General features: G+C 70.0%; 22 protein-coding genes. 5 read left to right on the forward strand and 17 right to left on the reverse strand.

The genetic code is table 11. The features are described 5' to 3' along the window. Positions 1-12: 12 nt before the first annotated feature. From FNH21_RS05770 to FNH21_RS05780, 3 genes are read left to right on the forward strand one after another with little or no spacing between them, the layout of a single operon-like run. The gene (locus FNH21_RS05770) at positions 13-1,920 is read left to right on the forward strand and encodes a helicase HerA-like domain-containing protein (protein ID WP_152812962.1); all 1,908 of its coding nucleotides are present in this window, start codon (positions 13-15) and stop codon (positions 1,918-1,920) included. A 40-nt stretch (positions 1,921-1,960) separates the two neighbouring features. After that, on the forward strand, positions 1,961-2,347 hold the full coding sequence (locus FNH21_RS05775) for a hypothetical protein (protein WP_152812964.1): 387 nt from the start codon (positions 1,961-1,963) through the stop codon (positions 2,345-2,347). 26 nt (positions 2,348-2,373) lie between these two features. After that, positions 2,374-3,357 (forward strand): hypothetical protein, encoded by a 984-nt coding sequence (locus FNH21_RS05780; protein ID WP_152812966.1) that lies wholly within the window; start codon positions 2,374-2,376, stop codon positions 3,355-3,357. Positions 3,358-3,378: 21 nt separating this feature from the next. Here the strand turns inward: FNH21_RS05780 and FNH21_RS05785 are convergent, their stop codons facing one another. The 10 genes from FNH21_RS05785 to FNH21_RS05830 all read right to left on the reverse strand — a co-directional run bounded on the left by FNH21_RS05785 (position 3,379) and on the right by FNH21_RS05830 (position 13,920). Beyond that, on the reverse strand, positions 3,379-4,473 hold the full coding sequence (locus FNH21_RS05785) for an SDR family oxidoreductase (RefSeq protein ID WP_152812968.1): 1,095 nt from the start codon (positions 4,471-4,473) through the stop codon (positions 3,379-3,381). Positions 4,474-5,334: 861 nt separating this feature from the next. Beyond that, positions 5,335-7,323, reverse strand: a complete 1,989-nt coding sequence (locus FNH21_RS05790) for an NHL domain-containing thioredoxin family protein (protein ID WP_152812969.1) — start codon at positions 7,321-7,323, stop codon at positions 5,335-5,337. Beyond that, a complete protein-coding gene (locus FNH21_RS05795; RefSeq protein ID WP_152812971.1) occupies positions 7,320-9,470 on the reverse strand; it encodes a bifunctional copper resistance protein CopD/cytochrome c oxidase assembly protein in 2,151 nt (716 codons plus the stop codon). The genes FNH21_RS05790 and FNH21_RS05795 overlap by 4 nt, the downstream gene beginning before the upstream one ends. Before the next feature lie 130 nt (positions 9,471-9,600). Beyond that, positions 9,601-9,879, reverse strand: coding sequence for an HU family DNA-binding protein (locus FNH21_RS05800; RefSeq protein WP_055767099.1), 279 nt, complete (start codon positions 9,877-9,879; stop codon positions 9,601-9,603). Between the two features lie 283 nt (positions 9,880-10,162). Next, entirely contained in the window at positions 10,163-10,468 is a 306-nt protein-coding gene (gene rpsN / locus FNH21_RS05805; RefSeq protein ID WP_026545363.1) for a 30S ribosomal protein S14, read from the reverse strand. 2 nt (positions 10,469-10,470) lie between these two features. Beyond that, a complete protein-coding gene (gene rpmG / locus FNH21_RS05810; RefSeq protein ID WP_019481734.1) occupies positions 10,471-10,638 on the reverse strand; it encodes a 50S ribosomal protein L33 in 168 nt (55 codons plus the stop codon). Then, positions 10,638-10,874 carry a 50S ribosomal protein L28 gene (gene rpmB, locus FNH21_RS05815; protein WP_043441573.1) on the reverse strand — a complete coding sequence of 79 codons (237 nt, stop codon included), beginning with the start codon at positions 10,872-10,874 and terminating at the stop codon, positions 10,638-10,640. The genes rpmG and rpmB overlap by 1 nt, the downstream gene beginning before the upstream one ends. A 304-nt stretch (positions 10,875-11,178) precedes the next feature. Further along, positions 11,179-12,321 carry a glucose-1-phosphate adenylyltransferase family protein gene (locus FNH21_RS05820; RefSeq protein ID WP_152812973.1) on the reverse strand — a complete coding sequence of 381 codons (1,143 nt, stop codon included), beginning with the start codon at positions 12,319-12,321 and terminating at the stop codon, positions 11,179-11,181. A gap of 44 nt (positions 12,322-12,365) precedes the next feature. Beyond that, entirely contained in the window at positions 12,366-12,962 is a 597-nt protein-coding gene (locus tag FNH21_RS05825) for a MarR family transcriptional regulator (RefSeq protein ID WP_152812975.1), read from the reverse strand. 175 nt (positions 12,963-13,137) lie between these two features. After that, complete coding sequence (locus FNH21_RS05830; RefSeq protein WP_191931654.1) at positions 13,138-13,920, reverse strand: GDSL-type esterase/lipase family protein; 783 nt, start codon at positions 13,918-13,920, stop codon at positions 13,138-13,140. An 81-nt stretch (positions 13,921-14,001) separates the two neighbouring features. On the opposite strand from FNH21_RS05830, the gene FNH21_RS05835 reads away from it, so the two are divergent. After that, positions 14,002-15,000, forward strand: a complete 999-nt coding sequence (locus FNH21_RS05835; RefSeq protein WP_152812979.1) for a diacylglycerol/lipid kinase family protein — start codon at positions 14,002-14,004, stop codon at positions 14,998-15,000. Positions 15,001-15,080: 80 nt separating this feature from the next. Here the strand turns inward: FNH21_RS05835 and FNH21_RS05840 are convergent, their stop codons facing one another. From FNH21_RS05840 to FNH21_RS05870, 7 genes are all read right to left on the reverse strand, one after another. Further along, a complete protein-coding gene (locus tag FNH21_RS05840) occupies positions 15,081-16,139 on the reverse strand; it encodes a peptidoglycan DD-metalloendopeptidase family protein (RefSeq protein ID WP_152812981.1) in 1,059 nt (352 codons plus the stop codon). Between the two features lie 381 nt (positions 16,140-16,520). Further along, entirely contained in the window at positions 16,521-17,573 is a 1,053-nt protein-coding gene (locus tag FNH21_RS05845) for a siderophore-interacting protein (protein ID WP_241742739.1), read from the reverse strand. Further along, complete coding sequence (locus tag FNH21_RS05850) at positions 17,570-18,556, reverse strand: ABC transporter ATP-binding protein (RefSeq protein WP_152812983.1); 987 nt, start codon at positions 18,554-18,556, stop codon at positions 17,570-17,572. Before FNH21_RS05850 ends, FNH21_RS05845 begins: the two co-directional genes overlap by 4 nt. 1 nt (position 18,557) lies before the next feature. Continuing rightward, positions 18,558-19,523 (reverse strand): FecCD family ABC transporter permease, encoded by a 966-nt coding sequence (locus tag FNH21_RS05855; RefSeq protein WP_152814100.1) that lies wholly within the window; start codon positions 19,521-19,523, stop codon positions 18,558-18,560. A 107-nt stretch (positions 19,524-19,630) separates the two neighbouring features. Continuing rightward, a complete protein-coding gene (locus FNH21_RS05860) occupies positions 19,631-20,623 on the reverse strand; it encodes a FecCD family ABC transporter permease (RefSeq protein ID WP_241743076.1) in 993 nt (330 codons plus the stop codon). 214 nt (positions 20,624-20,837) lie between these two features. Next, on the reverse strand, positions 20,838-21,875 hold the full coding sequence (locus tag FNH21_RS05865) for a glutathione S-transferase family protein (RefSeq protein WP_152812987.1): 1,038 nt from the start codon (positions 21,873-21,875) through the stop codon (positions 20,838-20,840). Positions 21,876-21,969: 94 nt separating this feature from the next. After that, complete coding sequence (locus FNH21_RS05870) at positions 21,970-23,061, reverse strand: YihY/virulence factor BrkB family protein (RefSeq protein WP_338403166.1); 1,092 nt, start codon at positions 23,059-23,061, stop codon at positions 21,970-21,972. 148 nt (positions 23,062-23,209) lie between these two features. On the opposite strand from FNH21_RS05870, the gene FNH21_RS05875 reads away from it, so the two are divergent. Beyond that, positions 23,210-24,292, forward strand: a complete 1,083-nt coding sequence (locus FNH21_RS05875) for an NAD-dependent epimerase/dehydratase family protein (protein ID WP_152812991.1) — start codon at positions 23,210-23,212, stop codon at positions 24,290-24,292. Position 24,293 lies beyond the last annotated feature (1 nt).

Below are 24,293 nucleotides of genomic sequence, written 5' to 3' on the forward strand. Positions count from 1 at the left end.
TAGTCTGACCCTATGGTCGAACACGACGGCGCCGCCCGGTCCGCCGCCATCACTGCCGGATACGTCTTCGAGGGGCCCACCCTCCACCTGGGCGCTGCCATCGTGGACGGCGTGCTCGATGCCGGAGCACAGGTGCGCCTGCCGTTGGCCATGATGAACCGGCACGGCCTGATCGCCGGGGCCACGGGCACCGGCAAGACGGTCACGCTGCAGGTCATGGCGGAACAGCTCTCGGCGCAGGGCGTGCCCGTCTTCCTCTCCGACATCAAGGGTGACCTCACCGGGCTGACCACTCCGGGAACGGCCACGGAGCGGCTGACGAAGCGGACCGCCGGGGTGGGGCAGGGCTGGACGCCCACGGGCTTCCCCGTCGAATTCCTCTCCCTGGGTGGTGACGGTGGCGCCATTCCCGTCCGTGCAACGATCTCCTCCTTCGGCCCGCTGCTGCTCAGCCGCGTCATGGACCTGAACGAAACACAGGAGTCGAGCCTGCAGCTCGTGTTCCACTACGCGGACAAGAACGGACTGGAGCTCTACAACCTGCCGGACCTCCGGGCCGTGATCAGCTTCCTCACCTCCGACGAGGGCAAGGAAGCACTCGAGGCCCTCGGCGGCCTCTCGAAGGCCACGGCCGGCGTCATCCTCCGCGAACTCGTCACGCTCGAGGCGCAGGGCATGGACGCGTTCTTCGGCGAACCCGAGTTCGACACCGCGGATCTCCTGCGGACGGACGCCGACGGGCGGGGGATCATCACGTCCCTGGAGCTCGTGACGGTGCAGCAGAAGCCACGCCTGTTCTCCACATTCCTGATGTGGCTGCTCGCCGACATGTTCGCCGAGCTGCCCGAGGTCGGCGATCTCGACAAACCACGCCTCGTGTTCTTCCTCGACGAGGCGCATCTGCTGTTCACAGGCTCGTCGAAGGCGTTCCGCGAGTCCATCCAGGCCACGGTCCGGCTCATCAGGTCCAAGGGGATCGGGATCTTCTTCGTGACGCAGACGCCGAGGGACGTGCCCGCGGAGGTCCTCGGACAACTCGCCAACCGGGTGCAGCACGCGCTGCGGGCCTTCACGCCCGACGACGCGAAGGCGCTCCGCGCAACGGTCTCGACCTTCCCCATCAGCCCGTACGATCTCGAGGAGGTCCTCACGTCCGCCGGCATCGGCGAGGCCGTCGTGACGGTGATGAACGAGCGGGGCGCCCCGACGCCCGTCGCGTGGACGCGGCTCCGGTCCCCCGAGTCCGTCATGGGCCGGGCGCCCGAGGGAACGGTGGCCGCCGTCGTCGCCGCCTCTCCGCTGCTCGCCCGCTACAGCCAGGCCGTCGACAGCCACTCCGCGTACGAGAAGCTCCGCGGTCTGCCCGTTCCCGCCGGCCGTGGCGTGGACGGTGCGTCCGGCGCCCCCTCCTCGGGCGTCGGGGCGCCCGCGCCGGAATCGCCGACGACGGAACCGAGTGAGCCTGCAGCGCCCGAGGAGCGCCCGGACGCCCGGGGCGATGCCGCCGATGCGACGCGGGACACGGCCCGCGAGGACCGGGACGCGGAAGCGCGGCGCATCGAGGAGGAGATCCTCGGCATGCCTTCCCGGCCCACCCGCGAACGTGACCGCCGGCCCGTCGACGACGGTTCCCCGCGCATGGGCGGGCGCGGCCCGGACGGTCGCGCAGGTGGCTACGGCGGCGGATACGAGGGCGGATTCGAGGGCGGCCGGACGCCGGGTGATGGCCGTGCACGGACGGACCGCGGCGGATACAGCGCGAACCGTGCGGGCGGGTACGACGCCGGACGGTCCTCCGGCAGCACCGGGCCGGACAGGAACGAGATGGCGGACCTCGCCCTGAAGGCCGCCGGAGTGATCGGCAAGGAGCTCGCGCGCGGGCTCTTCGGCACGAAGCACCGCAAGCGGAAATGGTACTGAGGCTTGCGCCCCGGCTCGCCGCAGTGCGGAGCGCGCGCCGATGATCGTGGTGGAGATCGTCAGTTCCAGCCTGGTGGCGCTGGGCCTGGGTCTGCTCGGCGCGGCCCTCGTGATCCGGCTGGTCTACGGGTCCTGGACCAGGACCCAGGCGATCACCTTCACGTACGAGGGCCATCCCTACCTTCGCTGGCACGATCACCGGTACCGCATCGTCGAGGCGCTCTGGTCCAGTGGTTCCCCAGGTCGCAGCCGGAAGGCGCGCATGCCTGCGGCCCCGCCGCCCGGTGAGGACGTCACCATCCACTACCACGTCCGACAGCCCACCCACTGGTCGCTCGGCGAACCCTACCGAGGCACCCGCGTGATCGCCGTCGTCGGGCTCGCGTGCGCGGTGACCGGCACCCTGCTCGGCTTCCTGCCCGCCTGATCCACCGCAGCCGGTACCGTGGGGAGATGCACACACCCCCGGTCGTGAAGGTTCTCGCAGCCTGGCTGCTGGGTCTCATGCTCGTGGGTGCTGCCTTCATGGCGACCGTCGCGGTCCTGAACAGCAGGCTCTTCAGCCCCGAGCACCAGGTGAGCCTCTACCTCGATGCGTTGCGCGACGGCAACGGCGGCGAGGCCCTCGGCCTCCTCAACGCCTCGGTACCGGAGGGCTCCAACCCGGCCCTGCTCGACGGCGACGCCCTGCGCAGCGCGACAGTGGGACTCGCAGACCTCGAGGTCGGGGATGCGCGCGGAAGCGGCAGCGACCGTGTCGAGGTACCCGTGACCTACACGCTGGACGGCGTCGAGACGACGAGCGTCTTCCCGCTCCGGCAGACCGGCACCGAGTGGGGATTCTTCACCGTGTGGGAGTTCGAGCCGACCGTCCTGCCGACCGTGGAGGTCTCCGCCCTCAACAGCGTGGAGGCGGCGGTGAACGGGCTCGACGTCGGCCTCCCCGACGGCCGCGCCGCACTGGCAACGTTCTACCCGGCTGCCGTGACCGCCCGCTACGAGGGCCGCTACTTCGCCGCTCCCGAAGGCCGCACGACCGTGACGGGCGTCGAGGCCCCGCAACCCCTCGCCCTCGCACTGGAGCCGACGCCTGAGCTGACCACGGCGGTGGAGGAGCAGGTGCATGCCTTCCTCGACGGCTGCGCTGAGCAGACGGTCTTCCAGCCCGGCAACTGCCCGTTCGCCTATCCCACCGACAAGCGGCTCGCCGGTGACATCAACTGGACCATCGAGGAGTACCCGAGGGCGTCGATCACCCCTAGCGAGGGGAGCTGGCTGCTCGCCCCCCTCAGTGGAAGGGTACGGATCGACACCCGATTGCGGGACTTCTTCTCCGGTGAGGTGAGCGACGTCTCGGAGGCCATGCCGTTCGATTTCACGGCGGATCTGAACGTGACCGAGGACTCGATCACCGTCACGCCCGTGGTCAGGTACTAGCCACCCACGAGCTGCCCCCGGTCAGGGGATCAGGTTCTCGGCGCGGTAGCGGTCGAACAGCGACGTGAACACGTCGAGCGTCCTGCGGTATCCCGTGAAGCCGGCGTCACGGCTCTTGCCCATGTCCACGATCACCTCGATCTCGATGCCGAGATCGCCATCCGTGTGCCACCAGGAGGCCAATCGGTCCAGGGAGGTCTCGGCGAGGCCGTGCCGCTCGGCCAGCTCCGACCACTGGCCCTCCCGACCGCTCATGGCCTCTTCGAGGGGACGTGGCGCCTCCGCGAATCCCTCCCACTCCACGCCGAAGTAGCCCGCCAGCCTGGGCCACATCCAGCGCCACCGGAAGACGTCTCCGTTGACGATGTTGTAGGCCTCGTCGGCGCCCGCAGATGAGGTGGAGGCCCACACCATGTGCTCGGCCAGCAGGCCTGCATCCGTCACGTTCGCCAGCCCATTCCACTGCTGCGCCGACCCGGGGAAGACGAACGGCTCACCCGCCTCCCTGCACAGGGTGGCCTGGGTGGCGAGCGTGAGCGCCATGTTCATAGCATTGCCGACGGCGTAGCCGAGGACGGTGTGCGCGCGGTGCACGCTCCACGTGAAACCCTGCTCGGCGGCGGCGGCGAACAGTTCGTCCTCCTGCGCGTAGTAGAAGTTGGGCGAGGGCAGGCGGGGCTCCTCCTCGTGGAACGGCGTGTCCGCCATGTCGCCGGAGCCGTACGACTCGAACGGCCCGAGATAGTGCTTCATGCCGGTCATGAGGGCCACGTGGGCCACCTCCTTGCCGTGTAGTGCGGTGAGGAGGTCGCGCAGCATCCCGGCGTTGACGCGGATGTTCTCCTCCTCCGTGTCGCGGCGGGACCAGGCGGTGAAGAAGACGTGTGTGGGGTTCTCCGGCGCGAGCACCTCGACGAGGGAGTCGGCCGACGTGAGGTCCGCCGAGAGCCAGCGGACGCCGTCGCGCTCCTGGCCGGGCCTGCGGGAGAGGGCCAGGACGGGCCAGCCCTCCCCGGCGAGCTTCTCGACGAGCGCGGAGCCGGCGATACCTGTGGCTCCCACCACGAGGGCGGTGCGCTGTCCGTCGTGCTGGTTCGTTCCGGTGTCGATGGTCATACGTGCTCTCCTCCTGCGCCGTCCAGCGGCGCGGCTTCATCCTGTGCGGGCGTCGTCCCTTGCAGCCGTTGTGCTCTTCAGGCTGTGCTCTTCAGGCTGTGCTGTTTGGGCTGTGCTGTTCGGGCGATCGCCCCTCCTCGGTTGCGACGACCCCAGGGAGGCGATCGCCCCTCCCCTGCGACAAGTCACGCTGCGCAGTCTCTATTCCGTTGGGCTCATCGCGGCGCTTCGTCCCACTCACCGGACCCGGTGGATGGGAATGTGCACATATTCCCATCCGACCGACGGCGGTCAGTGGGACGAACGCTCGGCCGGGGCGGATGACCTCAGGTCTGCGCAGACTGAGGCGATCGAGCAGGCAGGCGGCGTACCGCCGGAGCAGGGGGCACTTCGTCCCACTCACCGGACCCGGTGGATGGGACTGTGCACATATTCCCACCGACCGACGGCGGTCAGTGGGACGAAGGAGGTCGCCACGCCCCCGGGCCGGGCGAGCGGACGGCTGATCGGATAGATTCGCGCGCCGGCCTGGATGCACCACTGGGGTGCCAGACGCCCGATTGCTGCACTACGTGGCCAGCACACACGCCGGGCGCACCCGGCACCCATCGCATCCGGCACACTGGACACAGACGGCACTCAACGAGCGGCACCACCACCCAGCGCCCGGCACCAGCCGCCCGGCACAAGGCACCCGCCGCCCAGCGCCCGGGACCAGCCGTCCAGCACCCCGCACCCAGAGCCGCCCGGCACCGGCACCGGCACCCAGAGCCGCCCGGCACCCGGCACCCGGTACCCGGGCTCACGCGAAGGGGACCCGCCGCAGCAGGTGCCCCCGGTCCGCCTGGTGGAACGCAGGGATCAGCCGAGTCCGCGCAGGTCGAGTGTCAGCTCGGTGTCGCCGCCGGCCGTGACCGTGACCGGGATACCCCAGTCCTGCTGGTACAGGTGGCAGGCCGCGTGGTCGGGGATCTCCCCGCCGGGTTCGCCGTCGCAGGACGCCGCCCGTGCGGTGATGTGGAGTACGCCCTCGCCGGCCTCCGCGGCCAGCACGAGCTCCCGCGTCAGTCCGGTGGAGGTCCCGCCGCCCGAGACCAGCAGGGACTCGGGCGAGGCGCTGATCTTCAGCTGCGTCGGGTCACCCCAGCGGTCGTCGAGCTTCTGGCCCTTCGGCGCGGTGAAGCGCACCGTCAGCGCGACGGGTCCCGCGGACATGGGCGACGTCGGACGCTGGGTCTGCGACGCGCCCTCGTCGACGGCGAGCGCCTCCTTGGGCAGCGGTACGCGGACGAGCTGGTGCCGGTTCGCCTCGACGACGATGAGCAGCGGGTCGCCGCCGTCGGCGACGGGCGTCAGGTCGACCAGCACATCGGAGGGCTCCGACAGGCCGCGGAGCAGCGTGGAGACCTGGCGGGTCACCGGGTCGTACCGGCGGACCGCGCCGTTGTAGGTGTCGGCGATCGCGACGGACCCGTCGGGCAGGGCGGTGACACCGAGCGGGTGCTGGAGACGCGCCTGGTCGGCATCGCCGTCGCGGAACCCGAAGTCGAACAGTCCCGTCCCGATCGCGGTCTGGACCTGGATGCGCCGGCGGCCGTTGACCTCGATGAAGGACAGCTGCCGGACGGCGGACGTCTCGGAGTCCGCGATCCAGATGGTGCCGTTGGCGTCCTCGGCGAGCCCGGAGGACTGGGCGAACCACGCCGCGGAGGCGTCGCCGTCGAGCAATCCCTCGAGTCCCGTGCCGGCGAGGACCTCGACGGCGTTGCTGCGGGGATCGTAGGCGAAGATCTGGTGCGTCCCCGCCATCGCGACGACCACGCGGTCCAGCACCGACGAGTACAGCACGTCCCACGGTGACGACAGCGAGACATTGAGGGCATCCGTACCGAGCTGGGTCTCGGTGAGGCGCGGCGTCTCACTCTCCGCGCCGACCTCGTGCGCGTTCTCCTGCCGGCCCGTCTTGGTGTGGTTGCCGGCGTCGAGCAGGCGCTGCGTGCCGTTCCCGGCGAGGGTGCGCACCTCGCCCGTGGCCAGCGTGACACCGCGCAGGCGGTGGTTCACGGAGTCGGCGACGACGACGTCGTACCCGACCTCCGCCGCGAGCCCGGCCGGCAGGAGCACGAGGCCCTGGGGCTCGTTGAACTGCGCGTCGGAGGCGCCTCCGTCGAGGAAACCCTTGCTGCCCGAACCGATGGTGCGGCGCACCGTGACGAGATCCGCCTCGAGTTCGACGAGGCGGTGATGGCCGGTGTCGCCGACGAGGAAGGTACCGGTGGCGGGCAGCGCGAGGAGCTTGCCCGGGAACTTGAGGTCGCCCGCGGTGCTCTCCGCCGGCACGTAGGGGCCGTCGCCGCGGTGCAGCGTGCCCTTCGCCTCGTGCTCGGCGACGAGTTCCTCCACGAGCGAGGTGAGCCCGGCGGCGTGCCCCTCCCCGGAGAGGTGCGCCACGATGTAGCCCTCGGGGTCGATGACCACGAGCGTGGGCCAGGCGCGGGCCGTGTAGGCCTGCCAGGTGGTGAGCTCCGGGTCGTCGAGGACGGGGTGGTGGATGTCGTAGCGCTCGACGGCGGCCGCGAGGGCCACCGGATCGGCCTCGTGCTCGAACTTCGGCGAGTGCACGCCGACCGTCACGAGGACGTCGGAGTACTGCTCCTCGAGGGGCCGCAGCTCGTCGAGGACGTGGAGGCAGTTGATGCAGCAGAAGGTCCAGAAGTCGAGGATCACGATCTTGCCGCGCAGGTCCTCGAGCTGCAGCTGCCTGCCGCCGGTGTTCAGCCAGTTGCGGCCGGTCAGCGCGGAGCCGCGCACCCGGTAGTTCACGCGGGCGCGGACTGTGGTCTCGGTCATTCGTTGTCTCCTGCGGTGTCTCCGGCGGTGGCGCGTGCCGTCGGCTGCTGGGCGGGGCGGCGGTTCCCGGCATCACGGGCCGCGAGGTCGGCGAACATGCTGTTGTAAGCCGTCAGGTCGGCGTCATTATTCCGGTCCGCGGCACGATCCTTGCGTTTGGTCTCCCTCGCGTCGGAGCGCGACCACACGACGGCGACGCCGATGGCGAGCAGGAGCGTGGGAATCTCGCCGACACCCCAGGTGACCGCCCCGCCCACCTGCTGGTCCGCCAGGGCCGAAGCGCCCCAGTCGCGCCCCATGTTGCCGAACCAGGAGGCCTCGAGCAGCGAGGTCGAGCCCATCAGCGTGACGCCGAAGAAGGCGTGGAAGGCCATGGTCGCGAAGAGGAGCAGGATGCGCATCGGGTAGGGCGCCCGGAACGGCACGGGGTCGGAACCGATCATCGACAGCACGAAGATGTAGCCGGTGATGAGGAAGTGCGTGATCATCAGCTCGTGTCCGACGTGCTCGCGCAGGGCGAACCCGAAGAGCGGCGAGTAGTAGAAGATGATGATCGACGCGACGAAGTTGCCGGCAGCGAACAGCGGGTGCGTGATGATGCGTGACGGCCACGAGTGCACGATCACCAGGATCCATTCCCGCAGCCCGCGCGAGCCGTCGCGGCGCGCAGTCAGGGCCTTCAGGGCCAGGGTCACGGGTGCACCGAGGACCAGGAAGAGCGGCACCACCATGGTGAGAGCCATGTGGTCCACCATGTGCGCGCTGAACAGCACCATGCCGTAGATGGCGGGCGCGCCCGAGGTGAAGTAGGTCAGGAGCGCGAGGCCGAGGAGCCAACTGATGAGCTTGGCCACGGACCAGGAGTCGCCGCGGCGGTGCAGCTTGGCCATCCCGAGCACGTAGGCGACGCCGAAGGTCAGGGCCACGGTGATCCACAGCCAGTCCGGCCGCCACTCGGTCAGCCAGCGGCTCAGGGTCGGCTCCGGCGGGAGGTCGTACCCGGTCAGGATGCGGGCGGGACCGGCCTCGGTGGGCAGCACTTCGGAACGGGGTGGCGCGGTCCGCCCGAGTGCCCCGGCCACACCGGAGACCGCGCCCATGATGACGAGCTCGACGGCGATGAGCTGCCACAGGACCCGGCGCGCGGAGAGCCGGGACTGCGCCGTGCCGCCCGACGCGCCGAGCTGCGGGATGATCCACTGCCGGTGCATCCAGCCGATCCCGCCGAGCAGCAGCGTGGCGATGGTCTTGAAGGTGACGAGCAGGCCCCATTCGGAGCTGAGCTGCGCGAGGTCGGTGATGCGGAGACTGGCGTTCACCACGCCCGAGGCCACCACCAGGATGAAGGCGAAGCCGGCGAGGGCCGAGAAGCGCTTGAGGACCGGGAGGGCCTGGTCGCCGAGCTTCCCGCTCACCACGGCGAGGGAGATGATCCCGCCCACCCACAGGCACACACCCACGAGGTGGAGGGCGATCGAGTTCACGGCCGCGTTGTGGTCGTCGCCGCTCGCCGAGTGCCCGATCAGGGCCATGGGCAGCAGGTTGAGCAGGGCGAGCACCAGGGTGAGGGCGAGACCGGTCTGCGAACGGACACCGAACAGGAGTGTGGCGAGGACCGCCGAGACGATCGAGGTCACGAGCCACGCGCGCCCGGTCGAGAAATCCGTGAGGAACGCGGCGAGGCCCTGGGTGTACGCCGGGTCGGTGCTCAGGGGCAGGCCGGCCGCATCGGAGTAGGTGAAGACCATGACGCCGAGCGCCCCGATGGTCCACAGGACGGCGGATACGGAGGCCAGCATGAGGACGCGGGTGAAGGCCGGGTGCTCGGCCGCGGTGTCCTTGGGCTTCCGGCCTGACGTCCCGACCTTGCGCGGGAGCATGATCACCGCGAAGACGAGGGCACCGATGGTCGCGGCGGCGGCGGTGTTGTTGAGGACCTTGGAGACGGGCAGGCCCCAGCGGGTCAGCGCTCCCGGATCACCGAGTTGCCGGGCGGCGGCGGCACCGGAGTAGAACAGGGCGACCACGAGCGAGACGAGCACGACGACGCCGGCGAGGACCAGCCAGCCCGTCCCGATGGCACGCTCCGGGGAGGCTGCGGCGAGGGTCTCGCGCGGTTGCTTCGCAGTTGTCGACACATACACCATTCTCTACCCGGAGTAGAAATAGGGCGAATCTTCCGCAGGATGCCGCCGAGGGCGGACGTGTGCCGACGACGAAGGGCCGCTGCCGTCATGGCAGCGGCCCCTCGGTCGTTCAGTCAGCGGGAGACGCGGACTATTTGGCGGAAGCCTTCAGCTTCGAGCCTGCGGTCAGCTTGACGCTGTGGCCCGCGGCGATCTGGATGGTCTCGCCGGTCTGGGGGTTACGGCCGGTGCGCGCTGCGCGGCTGGTGCGCTCGACGGCGAGCCAACCCGGGATGGTGATCTTCTCGTCCTTGGCGACGGACTCGGCGAAGACGTCGAACAGGGCGTCAAGGACGCCGTTGACGGCAGCCTGGCTCGTGTCGGCCTTCGCTGCTACCTCGGCAACAAGTTCACTACGGTTTTTAGCCACTTCAGGTCCTCCTGGACGTCACTCTTCGGAACGAGCTTTTCACGGTATTCGAAAAGCCTCTGTCCGAAAACCTATCAGCTTGGGCGCCGCGCCCCGCGTGTTTCCGCGGCTTTTCGGCATAATCACGGTATTTCCGGGGCTCTTTCCGGCCGTCGGAGGTCGGGCGCACCGCTTCTCGGGGCCCGACACGACAGAAGCCGGCAACCCTGGGGTTGCCGGCTTCCGTGATGTCACCGCCGGAGGCGGCGGGTGGTGCTGGTGGGACGCCAGGTCCCGGGAACTGCTACCAGCTGGACTTGGTCACACCGGGCAGCTCGCCCCGGTGGGCCATGTCGCGGAAGCGGACACGCGAGATGCCGAACTTCTGGAGCGTTCCACGGGGGCGCCCGTCGATCTGGTCGCGGTTGCGCAGGCGCACCGGCGAAGCGTTGCGGGGGAGCTTCTGCAGGCCGAGGCGTGCCGCTTCGCGGGCTTCGTCCGTGGCGTTCTCGTCGACGAGGGTCTTCTTCAGCTCGAGGCGCTTGGCCGCGTAGCGCTCGACGATGACCTTGCGCTGCTCGTTGCGAGCAATCTTTGACTTCTTGGCCATGTTTAGCGCTCCTCTCGGAATTCGACGTGCTTGCGGATCTTGGGGTCGTACTTCATCAGGACCATGCGGTCCGGATCGTTACGACGGTTCTTCCGCGTCACGTACGTGTAGCCCGTGCCGGCGGTCGACTTCAGCTTGATGATCGGACGTACGTCCTTGTCCTTCGCCACTAGAGCTTCACTCCCCTCGCGAGGATCGACGCGACGACCGCGTCGATGCCGCGCACGTCGATCGTCTTGATGCCGCGGGCCGAGACCTGCAGCGTGACGTTACGGCGAAGGGAAGGCACGTAGTAGCGCTTCTTCTGAATGTTGGGGTCGAACCGACGCTTGTTGCGGCGGTGCGAGTGCGAAATGCTGTGTCCAAAGCCGGGCTCGGCTCCGGTCACTTGGCAGTGGGCTGCCATAACTCTCCTCCAGATTAGATGAACGTGACGGAATCACTTGTCGAGCGTCCCGCCACCAGTAATGACACCGTTATTACTGCAGCTTTCCGGAGGTGTACCCGGCAGGGTGAGAACCTGCCACAGTGCCTCGCCGCGGGGAAGACGGTGAAGATCAGGCGGGGCGGCCTTGCGGCCGGTCCAGCCCTGAATTCTAGTAGTCACGGGTAGCCGGGCACATTCCGACCTGTCCTGGGAACAGGGCGGCCTCCACCACAGCCAAACGCCTTACCATACTACCGACAGGTTCTGGCCTGACCAAAACGGGTCAGTCGCCCGGCTCGCCGTCCCGCCCGACGACCACGGGCTCGTCCGGGCCGCCGCCAATGCGGTCCCCGGACACGGCGGCATCCGAGTCGACGATCGCCCAGCGTACCGACACCCCGCTCCCGATCCGCACCCTGTTGAGCACCACGGAGTCCTCGACGACGGCTCCGGCCTCGATGACCGCCCCGGCACCGATCACGCTCCTCCGGACGGTCCCGTGGACCCGCGCTCCGGGAGCGATCAGCGACCCTGCGATCACGGCGCCCTCACCGACGAAAGCCGGTGCCACGTGGGGCGGCTCGGTGAGGATGGGCCAGGCAGGATCGGCGAGGTCCGGTCCGCTGCCGGCAACGAGGTCGAGATGCGCGCGCAGGTAGTTGGCCGGTGTGCCCAGATCACGCCAGTAGCCCTGGAGGCGGTGCTCGACGACGGCGTGCTGCTCCACCAGGTGCGGTACGAGGTGGTGCCCGTAGTCGCCGAGGTTCTCCTGCTGTCCGTCGAGTCGGTCCAGGGCGTCGAGCAGGGCCTCCGCCGAGTACAGGAAGACCTCGGCGGCGACGATCCGCGACTGCGGTTCGTCCGGCTTGTACGAGAACCCGGTGACGCGGCCGTCGTCGTCGACCGTCACGACCCCGTGCGGTGACGCATCGCCGTCGAAGTCGACCGTGACCATGGTGAGCGCCGCTCCCGCGCGCAGGTGCGTGTCGACGACATCGCGGTAGTCGAGGCGGTACAGGTGGTCGGAACTGAGGACGAGGACGAGGTCCGGAGCGAAGTCCCGGATGAAGGCGGACTGGCGGAGCAGCCCGTCCGCGTTCCCCTCGGCGAAACCCTCCCCTTCGCGGCCGCTGAAGGGGGGCAGGACGAGCAGGCCGCCCCTCGTCCGGTCGAGGTCCCAGGGCCTGCCGTTCCGGAGGTGGTCGTTGATGGTCTTCGGCTGGTACTGCTCCATGATCCACACGTCGGAGATGCCACTGTGGTGAAGGTTGGACAGCGGGATGTCGATGAGCCGGAAGCTCCCCCCGAGCGGCATGGCGGGCTTGGCCCGGTGGTCCGTCAGCACACCGAGCCGGCCGCCCGCCCCACCGGCCAGCACGATCGCGAGGATACGGGGTTGGTGCCGGTACTGTCCCTGCTGTGCCATCTGCCGTCCTGTCCTCGTCAGGGCCGCGAACGGCCTCCGCCAGCCTAGTGACCGCTGCTGTGAACCTGCTGATGGAGCGACGCCGCAGCGGCCGCGTCGGGGACCGCGTGGTGGTGCTGGACCTCCACCGCGGGGGCGTCCGACGCGACATCCTCCGCGCCGGGCCCGATCTCCGCCAGGATCCAGTGCGTACCGTCCAGGCGCCGGAGGATCTTCCGGCCCACCCGCTCGAGATCGGCGACATCCTCCGCGTCGAGGGCGTCGAACACCGTGGTCCGGACCTGGGCCACGTGGGAGACGGCGAGGTCCTCCAGCATCCGGAGGCCGTCCGGGGTCAGGGACGCCGTCGTCACCCGGCCGTCGGAGGACGACGGCACGCGGGCGACCCAGCCGCGGGCCTCGAGCTTCTTGACCACGTGACTGAGCCGCGAGAGCGACGCCGTCGATCGCGCCGCGAGGTCACTCATGGGGAGGCTGGTGCCCTCGGACTCGGAGAGCATGGCGAGGACGTGGTAGTCGAACAGGGTGATGCGCGCTTCCCGGAAGAGGTGTGCGTCGAGGGTCGACGGCAGGAGCGACGTCAGCGCGTATAGTGCCAGCCACGCCCGCCGCTCGTCCGGTGTGAGCCAATGCGCCGCCATGCGCTCATTCTGGCACATGGCCGGCGGTGTCCACCGGGCTCCGCGACCGCCCCGTCCGGGTTGCGGGCGCGGGGCCCGCGTGGTCCCTTCCGCGGACGGCCGGGCACAGGCCCGCGCGGCGCGACGCCGCCGGAACCGTCTCCCCACCGGCGACGGTGCCCGGCGCAGGAGGCCCTCAGGCGGTCACGGATGCCCGGAGCGGATGCCCGGGCACAGGATACTTGGGCTGCAGGTCGTCCCCCGAGGACACCCCACGGAGCCGGCGCCCCACCCACGGGCTCAGGTACTCCCTGGCCCACTGGGCATCCGCGCGGAGCTGCTCCGCACGCCTGAGTGCGGGCCGGGCCTCGAGCTCCGGGAGGCCGATCCGGTGGGACGCCTTCATGGCCTCGAGCACCCGGACCGCCATGAGTGTGTGGCCCGCGGCCGACATGTGCATGCGATCCACGTCCCAGTAGCCCCAGTCCTGGAACTCCCGCAGCCGCCAGTAGTCCACGATCGTCGCACCACGTCGGTCGGCGATCTCCCGCACCCACTCGTTGTAGACGGCGGTGCGTCCGCGCGTCCTGCCGAACACGGCGGACCCGGAGGCGTCGAAGCCCGTGAAGAGCACGACGTCGGCTCCCGAGGCGCGCAGGCGGGCGATGCCGTCGTCGTACCGCGACATGAGGAGATCGATGTCGATGCGCGGGCGGAGGATGTCGTTGGCGCCGGCGTACACCGTGACGAGGGTCGGCTCGAGGGCCAGCGCCGCGTCGATCTGCTCGTCGAGGATCTGCCGCATCTTCTTGCCGCGGATGGCGAGGTTGGCGTACTCCCAGGACGGATCGGCCAGGACCAGCTGCTCGGCGACGCGGTCCGCCCAGCCGCGGACGCCGTTGGGCGACTCGGGGTCCCAGTCACCCACGCCTTCCGTGAAGGAGTCTCCGAGGGCCACGTAGCGCGAGGTGTTGGTCACGACCAAAGATTACCTTCGACGTCGGGGTGCCCCGCGATAAGCTCGACGGAGCCATCCGTTGACACCCTGCCGAAGGACACCATGCCCACCGAAGCACCACCCGAGGCTCGTACGGACGCCACGCCCGCCGGCAGCTCCTCCCGCCGGCGGGTGGCCCTGATCATCAACCCGATCAAGGCCACCGATGTCGACGTCGTGGGCGCCGTCCGGCGCATCGCCGAGGAGGACGGCTGGGACGAGCCGCTCGTCATCGAGACCACGGCCGATGATCCGGGCCACGGCCAGGCGCGCGAGGCCCTCGGCGCCGGTGTGGAGCTGGTGATCGCCGCCGGCGGCGACGGCACCGTGCGCTGCGTCGCGGAGGAGCTGGCGGAGACGGGGACCATGATGGCGCTGGTCCCGCTCGGTACCGGGAACCTGCTGGCCCGGAACCTCGACATCGCGGTCGATGACCCCGATGCCGCCGTCGAGGCCGCGTTCCGCGGGACCGAGCGGACCATCGACGTCGTGCATGTCACCGTCGACCGGGCGCAGGACGCGCACGTGTTCCTCGTCATGGCGGGGATCGGGTACGACGCCGCGATCATGTCGGACACCCGGGACGATCTGAAGGACAAGGTGGGCTGGCTCGCCTACGTCGATGCCGGTCTGCGGAACCTTCCGGGCAAGCCCACGCGGACCACCATCTCGGTGGACGGCGGCAAGCCCTTCGAGCGCAGGCTGCGCAGCGTCATGGGCGGGAACTGCGGCAAGATCATGGGCGGACTCGAGATCTTCCCCGGCGCGAAGATCGACGACGGACTCATGGACCTCATGACGGTGGCACCGAAGGGCGCGCTCGGCTGGCTCGCGGTGGCGGGAAAGCTCTTCGCCCGGGGCAAGGGCAAGGACCCCTCCCTCGAGTACTTCCAGTGCCGTACCGCGGAGGTGACCCTGCGCGAGCCCCTCGAGGTGCAGCTCGACGGCGATCCCCTCGGCAAGGCCACGCACATGGCCTTCGAGGTGAAGCCCGATTCGCTCAGGCTCCGGATGCCCCTGGGGTACAAGGACCCGGCGGTCGTCAGCGAACCGCTCCCCTAGCCCGTTCCGGGACGCATCGCGCCCCTCGGCTCCGGGCAGGCTCCGGCAGGCTCCGGCAGGCTCCGGGCAGGCTCCGGGCATCAGAGCCAGGGCTGAGGGTCGACCTTCTCGTCGTCGACCATGACCTCGAAGTGGAGGTGGCAGCCGGTCGAGTTCCCGGTGCTGCCCACGGCGCCGAGGAGGTCGCCACGCGCGACCCGGGCGCCCGCGGCCACGTCGAGGACGCTCAGGTGGTTGTAGGTCGTGCTGAGGCCGTCGCCGTGGTCGACCACGATGCGCTGCCCGCCGCCGTACGCGTGCCAGCCGGAGTCCACGACCGTGCCGGCGTCGGCGGCCTTGACGGCCGCCCCGCAGGCGCTGGCATAGTCCTGGCCGGTGTGGAGTTCCTCGCCCGATCCGCCCAGTGGGTTGACGCGGTAGCCGAAGGTCGAGGCGACGACCGGGTTGTCGACGGGAACGCTGAAGGCCTTGCGCTCCTTAGCCGCCGGTGTGAGCGACGCCGAGAGCGCGCGCGCCGTGACGATGCTCGGAGCTATGCCGTCGGCTGCCGGGCCCGCTGCGACGAGGCCGAAGGTCACCGCCGCATCGGCGGGAGCGGTGACTGCCGGGGAGGACCGGGGCGCCGGGATCGCAGGGGCGTCCGTGGTGATCTGCGGAGCGGTGCCCTGGGCGGCCGGCGCGACAGCACCCATCACGAGGCCTGCCGAGGCCAGGACGATCCCGGCCGTCGCCGCGTTGCCCCGCAGCCGCTCCAGCCGCGTGGGGCGGCCGCCCGCGCGGTGCCCGCCGGCGGCTCGCGGCGCCGTTGTTCGTACGCCCGCCGGGGCCGATGCGGCCTCGCGGAGGGATCGACGGGAGGGAAGGATCGGCGACGCCGCAGTGTCCGCGGACCGCGCCGCACGAAGGGCCCGACGGGACGGGAGGCTCGTAGGGGGACGTTCGGACGCCTCAGGGGCGATCCATGCGGGGGCGGGCGCCTCGGACGCCCGGGCCGCCGGGGCGGGGAGGACATGGGTCATCCGTCGGGCGGTCGGGGAAGGATCGGCGGGATGCCCTTCGGCACGACGTCGACGGGTGTCCTGCTGGTGCACGCGACCGTCGGACGCGCGGCGGCGACCGGACATGACCGTCTGGCTCAACGACTGACCTCTTTCAGGACGCCCGCGACGTCGGTCGGCGGATCGGAGCAGGACTCGATCCGGCTCGTCGGCACGGCGGCCCCGCGGAAGGCCGTGGAGGGCGTGCGCCGACTGGACCGCGAGGGACACGGATGGTGCGGCATCGGCCGCCGGTCCGTGGATCCTCCGCCCCTGTCACAGGGTGTTCGGCGGTCCGCTGACAGGGTCGGGCGTGCGGACCTGGTGGAGAAAGGTGCTGTGGCTGGTCAAACCCTAGGGCACCATGGACGAAGTTACAATTCCGTTATCCAGGCTGTGGATCATCTGTGTGATACTCCTGTCCGGCCTCGGGTTCCTGCGGAAAAGCCCGGCGAAACCTGCGTTCGGAGCATCCGATCCCGGTCAGGACAGTTCCGCGCGACCCTTGCGCCAATAGCCCATGAACGCGACCTGCTTCCGGTCCACGCCGACGTCCCGGACGAGGTAGCGGCGCAGGCCACGGACCACAGCCGCCTCGCCGGCGATCCAGGCGTAGAACGGCTGCGTGCCGGGGAACCTCTCGGGATTGACCGTGGACTTCACGATGGCCGCTTCCAGGAGCTGCGGTGTCTCCCACAGGATCGTGCGATCGATGTCGACATCCTCGGGCTCGCTGCCACCGCTCACTGCGCCCGATCCCGAGAGCGAGACCCAGCCGGGGACCCTGACGGCGTCGCGGACGGCGGCGTCGAGCGCTTCGCCGTGGGACAGCCCGCCACGGGTGAGCCAGGTGATGGAGACCGAGGAGCGGGTGCGGATGTCCTGGATGTCCCGCGCGTCCGGGACTTCGAGGAAGGCGTGACCGCTGATGTCCTCCGGCAGCGACTCGAGGATCGCGCTGATCGCGGGGACTGCGGTCTCGTCCCCCGCCAGCAGGACGTGCTGTGCGAGGCCCGGACTCCACTCGATCCCACCGTAGGCACCCGCCGTCGCGCACTGCGCGGCGGACGAATTCGGGCCGATGACGCAGACGCGGTCGCCCGGCCGTGCCGCGGCCGCCCATTCGGCGGCGGGCCCGCCACGCCCGTCGGCGTCGAGGTGCAGGACGAAGTCGACGTCGATCTCCGGCCGCTCGCCGTCGCAGCGTGATGCACGCACGGTGTAGGTCCGCATGGAACCCCGCTCCTCGGCGTCCATGCCGAGCCAGGCCTGGTACCAGCTCGACGCCGACCCACCCGCCATCATGCCGGCGATGTCCGGGCAGTCGCGACCCTCGGACGGGATGACGATCTTGATGCGGAGGTCGAGGGTGTCCCCCGCGACCCCGAAGGAAGTCAGGCACGCGCCGCCGAAGGTGATGCGGCGGAAGGACGCCGTCAGGTCCTGCACGGCGGTGACGACGACGTCGAAGGCCAGGACCATCGGTTCGGTGTCGGAGGCGGTCCGCCTCGCGGTCCGCTCGGTCACGTCGGTCATGATGCTGCCTCCACTCGTGCAGGAACGGTGTCCTGCGGATTGGGTCGGTACCCCCGTGACGGCTCGCGGCCGCCCGGGGAGGAAGGATGGTGGACGGCCGGCGCCGCCCCGTGGTGCCGGCCGATGGGGACGACCATCGGGGTGTGGGACACCGGGTCCTCGATGACGCGGCACTCGAGGTTGAACACCCCGGAGACCGTCTGCTCGGTCACGACGACCGACGGCGGTCCCTGTGCCACGATCCGGCCGTCGCGCATCGCCACGAGGTGGTCCGCATACCGGGCCGCGAGGTTGAGGTCGTGCAGCACCATCACCACGGTGGTGCCCGATCGGCGGTTGAGGTCGGTGATGAGGTCCAGGACCTCGACCTGGTGCGTCACGTCGAGGAAGGTGGTGGGCTCGTCGAGCAGCAGGATGCCGGTCTGCTGGGCGAGCGCCATCGCGATCCACGCCCGCTGGCGCTGGCCGCCGCTCAACTCGTCGACGTTCCGGTCCGCGAGGGCCAGCGTGTCGGTGGCCTCGAGCGCGGCGGTGACGGCGTCGTCGTCCTCGGGGGTCCACTGGCGGAACCAGCCCTGGTGCGGGTAGCGGCCGCGGCCCACCAGGTCGGCGACGCTGATGCCGTCGGGTGCCACCGGTGTCTGCGGGAGCAGACCGAGGACACGGGCCACCGCTTTGGTGGACTGTGCATGGATGTCCGTGCCGTTGAGGATGACGCTGCCCGTGACGGGCTTGAGCAGCCGGGCGAGGCCGCGCAGCAGGGTGGACTTCCCGCAGGCGTTGGCCCCCACGATGACCGTGACCTTGCCCGCGGGCAGCTCCAGCGAGAGCTTGTCGACGACGGTGCGCTCGTCGTACGCGAGCGTGAGCGCCTCGGCGGACAGGGTGTCCGGCGTTGCCCCGGGCGCTGGCACGGAAGCTGCCCCGGGAGCCGCAGAGGTGGCGCGCGGCAGATGCGCCGCCGGTTCGTGGCGAAGGGTCATCTCAGCCTCCCTGGCCTCTGCGGTTGGCCGTGGCGAGCAGCCACAGCAGGAACGGCGCTCCCAGAACGCCGGTGACGACACCGACGGGAAGCGAGGTGCCGTCGATCAGGTTCGCCGCGACGAAGTCCGCGGCGAGGACGATCACCGCGCCGACGAGTCCCGCCATCGCGAGCGAGGGTCGGTTGCCGAGCAGGCGGCGCGCGATCGGGCCGGACAGGAACGCGATGGACGCCACCGGGCCGGCAGCCGCGGTCGCGACGGCGGCGAGGGCGACGGCTGTGGACATCAGGCCGAGCCTCGATGCCTCGACGCGGACACCGAGGCCCGCCGCGGCGTCGTCGCCCAGTTCGAGACCCTGCAGGCTGCGCGACAGGATGACCGCGGCCGGCAGCAGGACGAGGATCGAGGCGACGAGCACCGCGACGCGGTCCCAGTTGCTCGAGTTCAGTGATCCGTTGAGCCAGAGCACGGCCTCGGATGCGGTACGGAGATCCGTGCGGGTGATGAGGAAGCTGACGAGCGCGTGCATGACCGCAGCGAACCCGATGCCCACCAGGATGAGCCGGTACCCCGCCACGCCGCCCCGTCGGGAGATGAGGTAGATCGCCGCGGCCACCACCATCGCCCCGACCAGCGCCGAGAGCGAGACAGCGGCACCTGCGGCGCCGAAGAGGACGATCGCCGCCACGGCCGAGGCGCTCGCACCATAGCTGATGCCGATGATGTCCGGGCTTGCGAGCGGATTGCGCAGCATGGTCTGGAACACGGCGCCCGAGACGCCGAACGCGACGCCGATGAGGAGGCCGATGACCGCTCGGGGAAGCTTGTTCTCCAGCACGATGAAGCTGGCTCCGGGGATGTCCGCCCCGCCGAGGATGCGGAGGAAGTCGGGGATGGTCACGGTGTAGGTCCCGAGCAGCACGTCCACGGCGAACAGGACGACGACGGCGAACGCTGCCGTTGCCAGGCGGAGGGCCGTGCTGCGGCGGCGGCGCGCCCGGGCGCCGGCCGGCGGAGAGCTGCGGAACCCGGCGGGACCCTGCCCGGCGGGCGCGGGAGCCTGCTGGAGGGCGCTCACAGCTGGGCCATCCGGCGGCGCCGCACGAGCCAGACGAAGACGGGCGCGCCGACGACGGCGGTCATGATGCCTACCTGGACCTCGCCCGGCGGAAGGATGACGCGTCCGATGATGTCCGCACCGAGCAGCAGCACCGGCCCGAGCAGGGCGGAGAAGGGGAGGATCCAGCGGTAGTCGGGGCCGGACACGAGCCGCACCACGTGCGGGATGACGAGCCCCACGAAGGCGATGGGCCCGGCTGCCGCCGTCGCCGCGCCGCAGAGGATGACGACGCCGAGCGCCGTGATCCCGCGCGCGAGGCCGACGTTCTGGCCGAGGCCGCGGGCCACGTCGTCGCCGAGCGCCAGGCTGTTGAGCACCTTGCCCGTGGCGAGGGTGAGCACGAGCCCGGCGAGGAGGAAGGGCGTGACGGTGCCGATGACGTCCCAGCCCCTGCCCGAGAGGGTGCCCACCTGCCAGAAGCGGAAGGCGTCGAGGGTCTCCTGGCTGGACACGAGGACGGCGTTGGTGAGGCTGCCGAGTCCGGCCGCGAGTGCCGCCCCGGCGAGGGCGAGCTTGACCGGCGTCGCGCCCTCACGGCCGAGACTGGCCACGGCGTAGACGGCGAGAGCCGCCGCACCTGCCCCCGCGAAGGCGAACCAGATGTAGCCGGAGGCGCTGCTGAGCCCGAACACGTAGATCCCGACGACGACGGCGAGCGAGGCCCCGGCGTTGATCCCGAGGATGCCCGGGTCCGCCAGCGGATTGCGGGCGATGCCTTGCAGCGCCGCGCCCGCTGTGGCGAGCGCCGCTCCGACGAGGAGCCCGACGATGGTGCGCGGGACGCGGGAGAGGACGACGGCGTGCTCGCCGTTCGAGGGATCGAAGGCCGTGACGGCGTCAACCATGGTGCCGATGCCGACCGACCGCGCCCCGATGGTGAGCGAGGCGATGCTGAAGGCGAGGAGCACGAGCGCCGCGACACCCAGCTGGACGAGGTTCCGCGGCATCGAGGACCGACGGCGGAAGGCCGGGGCCGGCCGGGAGACCGTGGAGGGAGCAGGGCGCACCGCGGAGGCCTGGACTGCCATGGTGCCTCCCTCGGACGGACGATCGGTCTGAAGTAAGGCTAGCCTAGGCTCCGGACAATTAAGAAACGAGTTTGTTCCCTAATCCGGGCGGCGAGGGGCTGCGGGGACACCGCGTCCGCAACCCCTCCGTGACCTATGCCCCGGCCGGCGGGGTGCCGTTCCCGAAGGGCCTGCCACCGAGGGACTCGCGCCCGTGCGGCGTGGTCCACCCGGCGAGGTCGGGACCCTTCGGGACGATCCCGGTGGGGTTGATGTCCTCGTGGACGATGTAGTAGTGCTGCTTGATCTGCTCGAAATCGATCGTGTCCCCGAAGCCGGGCGTCTGGAAGAGGTCACGGGCATAGCCCCAGAGGGCCGGCATCTCCGTCAGCTTGTTCCGGTTGCACTTGAAGTGGCCGTGGTAGACGGGATCGAACCGCACGAGGGTGGTGAACAGTCGGACGTCGGCCTCCGTGATGGTGTCCCCGACGAGGAAGCGCTGGTTCGTCAGACGTTCCTCCAGCCAGTCCAGTGCGGTGAAGAGGCGGTCGTAGGCGGCGTCGTAGGCCTCCTGCGATCCGGCGAATCCACACCGGTAGACCCCGTTGTTCACCTCCGTGAAGACCCGCTTGTTGACCGTGTCGATCTCTTCCCGAAGTGCTTCCGGATAGAGATCGGGAGCGCCCTCGCGGTGGAAGTCCTTCCACTCGCCGGAGAAGTCGAGGGTGATCTGCGGGAAGTTGTTGGTGACCACGGCGCCGGTGGTCGTGTCCACGATGGCCGGCACGGTGATGCCGCGTGAGTAGTGGGGGTCGCGCTTGAAGAATGCTTCCTGCAGGCGCTCGATGCCGAGGACGGGGTCCTTGCCCCCCGGGTCCAGGTCGAAGGTCCAGGACCTGCTGTCATGGGTGGGGCCCGGGGTGCCGAGAGAGATCGCGTCCTCCAGCCCGAGGAGACGGCGGACGATGATCGTGCGGTTGGCCCAGGGGCAGGCCCGTGCGGCGACGAGGCGATAGCGACCCGCTTCGACGAGGTAGCCGTCAGCGCCGTCCCTCGTGATCCTCGTCTCGATGTACTGGGTGTCCCTCGTGAACTCCTTGCCACCGGTGACGTAGGACCCTTTGGTGCTGTGCTCGGACTGCTGCTCGGACTGCTGCTCGGACTGCTGCTCGGACTGCTGCGTGTCGGTCATGCCGCCAGTCTAGGTCGGCTGACGGACAGGAGGCCCGGTCGTGGCGACGACCGGGCCTCCTGGTGGATCGGATGCCGAAGCGGGGCGGGATCCGTTATTGCTTGCTGTGATCCCGTCCGTACTTCTCACGCAGTTCGCGCCCCTCGCGGACGAGCTTGAGGTGCTTCTCCTGCTTCTTCTCCGCAGCCTTGGTGTCCCGCGGGGGAAGCTGGATGGTCTCCTCGGCCTCGATGCCGCCCTGCAACTGGCGCCCGCGCTCCATCTCGGCGTCGAACTCGACACCGAACAGCAGGGAGAGGTTGGCCAGCCAGATCCACAGCAGCAGCACGATCACCCCGGCGATGGCGCCGTAGGTCTTGTCATAGCTGCCGAAGTTCGCCACGTAGAGCGAGAACGCCGCGGTGGTGATCGCGAGGACGATCAGCGCGATGAGACCGCCGAGGCTCATCCAGCGGAACTTGGGCTGCTTGATGTTCGGTGACCCGTAGTACAGCACCGCGATCATCAGGACGGCGAAGAGCACGACGACGGGCCACTTGGCGATGTTCCAGATGAGGAGGGCCGTACCGCCGAGACCGATCGTGTTGCCGACGGCTTCCGCCACGGGACCGGACAGCACGAGCATGAGGCCCATGATCACGATCAGCACGAGGACGACGATGGTGACGAGCAGCATCTGGGGGCGCAGCTTGATGAATCCGCGCCCTTCCTCGACCTCGTAGACCCGATTCATGGCGCGGGAGAAGGCGTTGACGTAGCCCGATGCCGACCAGATGGCACCCGCGAGTCCGATGACGAACGTGAGACCGGCGGCCTGGTTGGAGGCGAGGCCCTCGATCGTCGGCCGGATCGTCTCGAGTGTCTCGGGCGGGGCGAACTGGCCGATGATCTCCAGCACCTGGTTCGTGGTGCTCTGGGCCTGCCCGAACAGCCCGAGGAGGGACAGGAGCGCCAGGATGCCGGGGAAGATGGCGAGGACGGCATAGTAGGTGAGCGCCGCTGCGAGATCGGTGCACTGGTCCTTGCCGAATTCGTTCAGGGAACGCTTGAACACGTACTTCCACGCCGGCTTCTTGACGTCCTTCGGATCGTCCGGCTTGCGGGGATCGTTGGGATCCGGCGCGGTCCGCGCCTTCTCGGCCGCGTCACTGCGCGACTCGCTGCTCACCCTGCTGTTGCTGCTCACGAAATCCTCCAGGTGTCGGCCCCGGAATCGGAGCGGGGCGTGCTTACGGCTGTACGTCTGCTTCAACTGCACCATAAGCTTACTTAGTAGTCCAGTCCCAATGGGTGCACCCCTGCGCCCGTGACACTTCGAGGCCCAGGAGCCATCCATGCGCATAGCAGTCATCGGCGCCACCGGAAACGTCGGCACGGCCCTGCTCACCCGGCTGCAGGGCGCCGCCCGCGACCGCGAGTCCATTCAGCGTTCGGGGTACGACACCTCCGAGGACACGGGAGGCATCTCCCTCACGGCCATCGCCCGGACCCTTCCCGATACGGGTGAGGCGCCGTACGACGGCATCGACTGGCACGCCATCGACATCGGCACGGACGAGGGCAGGGACGCCCTGACGCGGGCGCTCGACGGCGTCGACGCCGTCGTACATCTGGCCTGGGCCATCCAGCCCAACCGCGACGAGGCGTTCATGCATCGCACCAATGTCACCGGCACGGCGAACGTGCTGGCCGCGGCGGGCACCGCAGGGGTACGGCACGTGGTGTGTGCATCCTCCGTCGGGGCGTATTCGCCGTCGGGCAAGGAGACCCGCAGGGACGAGTCATGGCCCACGGGTGGCATCGGGACGTCCCACTACAGCCGCCACAAGGCCGAGCAGGAACGGCTGCTCGATTCCTTCGAGGCGGAGTACCCGGAGATCCCCGTGGCCCGCCTGCGGCCGGGGCTCATCTTCCAGGGCGGGGCGGGCAGCGAGATCGGCCGCTATTTCCTCGGTCCGCTCGTGCCGAAGATCGTCCTCGGCGGGATCCCCCTCCCCCTCCTGCCGATTCCGCGGGCCTTCGTGTTCCAGGCGGTCCACGCCGACGACGTCGCCGACGCCTACTGGCGCGTCGTTGCCCGGCGGGCGTCCGGCGCCTTCAACATCGCGGCGGAGCCCGAACTGACGCCGGAGCGGGTCGCAGACCTCCTCGGCGCACGCCGCGTGACCGGGTTCCCCGTGCGGGTGCTGCGGTGGATCGTCGGGCTGTCGTGGGGACTGGGTGTCCAGCGCACCGACCCGGGCTGGATCGACATGGCCTCCCAGTGCCCCGTCATGGACACCTCGCGGGCACGCTCCGTCCTCGGCTGGGAAGCGCGGCACTCCTCACGCGAGGCCATGGCCGAAGTGCTGTCCGGGCTGCGCGGTGGGTGGGGCCGCAGCGCGTCCCCCAAGCTGTACCCGCGGTCCGCAGCCTGAG

The organism is Arthrobacter bussei (genome assembly GCF_009377195.2).
Taxonomy (GTDB): Bacteria; Actinomycetota; Actinomycetes; order Actinomycetales; family Micrococcaceae; genus Arthrobacter_D; species Arthrobacter_D bussei.

Bases quoted from the DNA above. Each gene is read 5' to 3' on its own strand.
- FNH21_RS05835 (WP_152812979.1), top strand. From the start codon at position 14,002: ATGCCCACCGAAGCACCACCCGAGGCTCGTACGGACGCCACGCCCGCC.
- FNH21_RS05775 (WP_152812964.1), top strand. From the start codon at position 1,961: ATGATCGTGGTGGAGATCGTCAGTTCCAGCCTGGTGGCGCTGGGCCTG.
- FNH21_RS05850 (WP_152812983.1), bottom strand. From the start codon at position 18,556: ATGACCCTTCGCCACGAACCGGCGGCGCATCTGCCGCGCGCCACCTCT.
- rpsN (WP_026545363.1), bottom strand. From the start codon at position 10,468: ATGGCCAAGAAGTCAAAGATTGCTCGCAACGAGCAGCGCAAGGTCATC.
- FNH21_RS05780 (WP_152812966.1), top strand. From the start codon at position 2,374: ATGCACACACCCCCGGTCGTGAAGGTTCTCGCAGCCTGGCTGCTGGGT.
- FNH21_RS05795 (WP_152812971.1), bottom strand. From the start codon at position 9,470: ATGGTGTATGTGTCGACAACTGCGAAGCAACCGCGCGAGACCCTCGCC.
- FNH21_RS05860 (WP_241743076.1), bottom strand. From the start codon at position 20,623: ATGCCGCGGAACCTCGTCCAGCTGGGTGTCGCGGCGCTCGTGCTCCTC.
- FNH21_RS05790 (WP_152812969.1), bottom strand. From the start codon at position 7,323: ATGACCGAGACCACAGTCCGCGCCCGCGTGAACTACCGGGTGCGCGGC.
- FNH21_RS05865 (WP_152812987.1), bottom strand. From the start codon at position 21,875: ATGACCGACACGCAGCAGTCCGAGCAGCAGTCCGAGCAGCAGTCCGAG.
- FNH21_RS05875 (WP_152812991.1), top strand. From the start codon at position 23,210: ATGCGCATAGCAGTCATCGGCGCCACCGGAAACGTCGGCACGGCCCTG.
- FNH21_RS05825 (WP_152812975.1), bottom strand. From the start codon at position 12,962: ATGGCGGCGCATTGGCTCACACCGGACGAGCGGCGGGCGTGGCTGGCA.
- rpmB (WP_043441573.1), bottom strand. From the start codon at position 10,874: ATGGCAGCCCACTGCCAAGTGACCGGAGCCGAGCCCGGCTTTGGACAC.
- FNH21_RS05770 (WP_152812962.1), top strand. From the start codon at position 13: ATGGTCGAACACGACGGCGCCGCCCGGTCCGCCGCCATCACTGCCGGA.
- FNH21_RS05845 (WP_241742739.1), bottom strand. From the start codon at position 17,573: ATGACCGACGTGACCGAGCGGACCGCGAGGCGGACCGCCTCCGACACC.
- FNH21_RS05785 (WP_152812968.1), bottom strand. From the start codon at position 4,473: ATGACCATCGACACCGGAACGAACCAGCACGACGGACAGCGCACCGCC.
- FNH21_RS05820 (WP_152812973.1), bottom strand. From the start codon at position 12,321: ATGGCACAGCAGGGACAGTACCGGCACCAACCCCGTATCCTCGCGATC.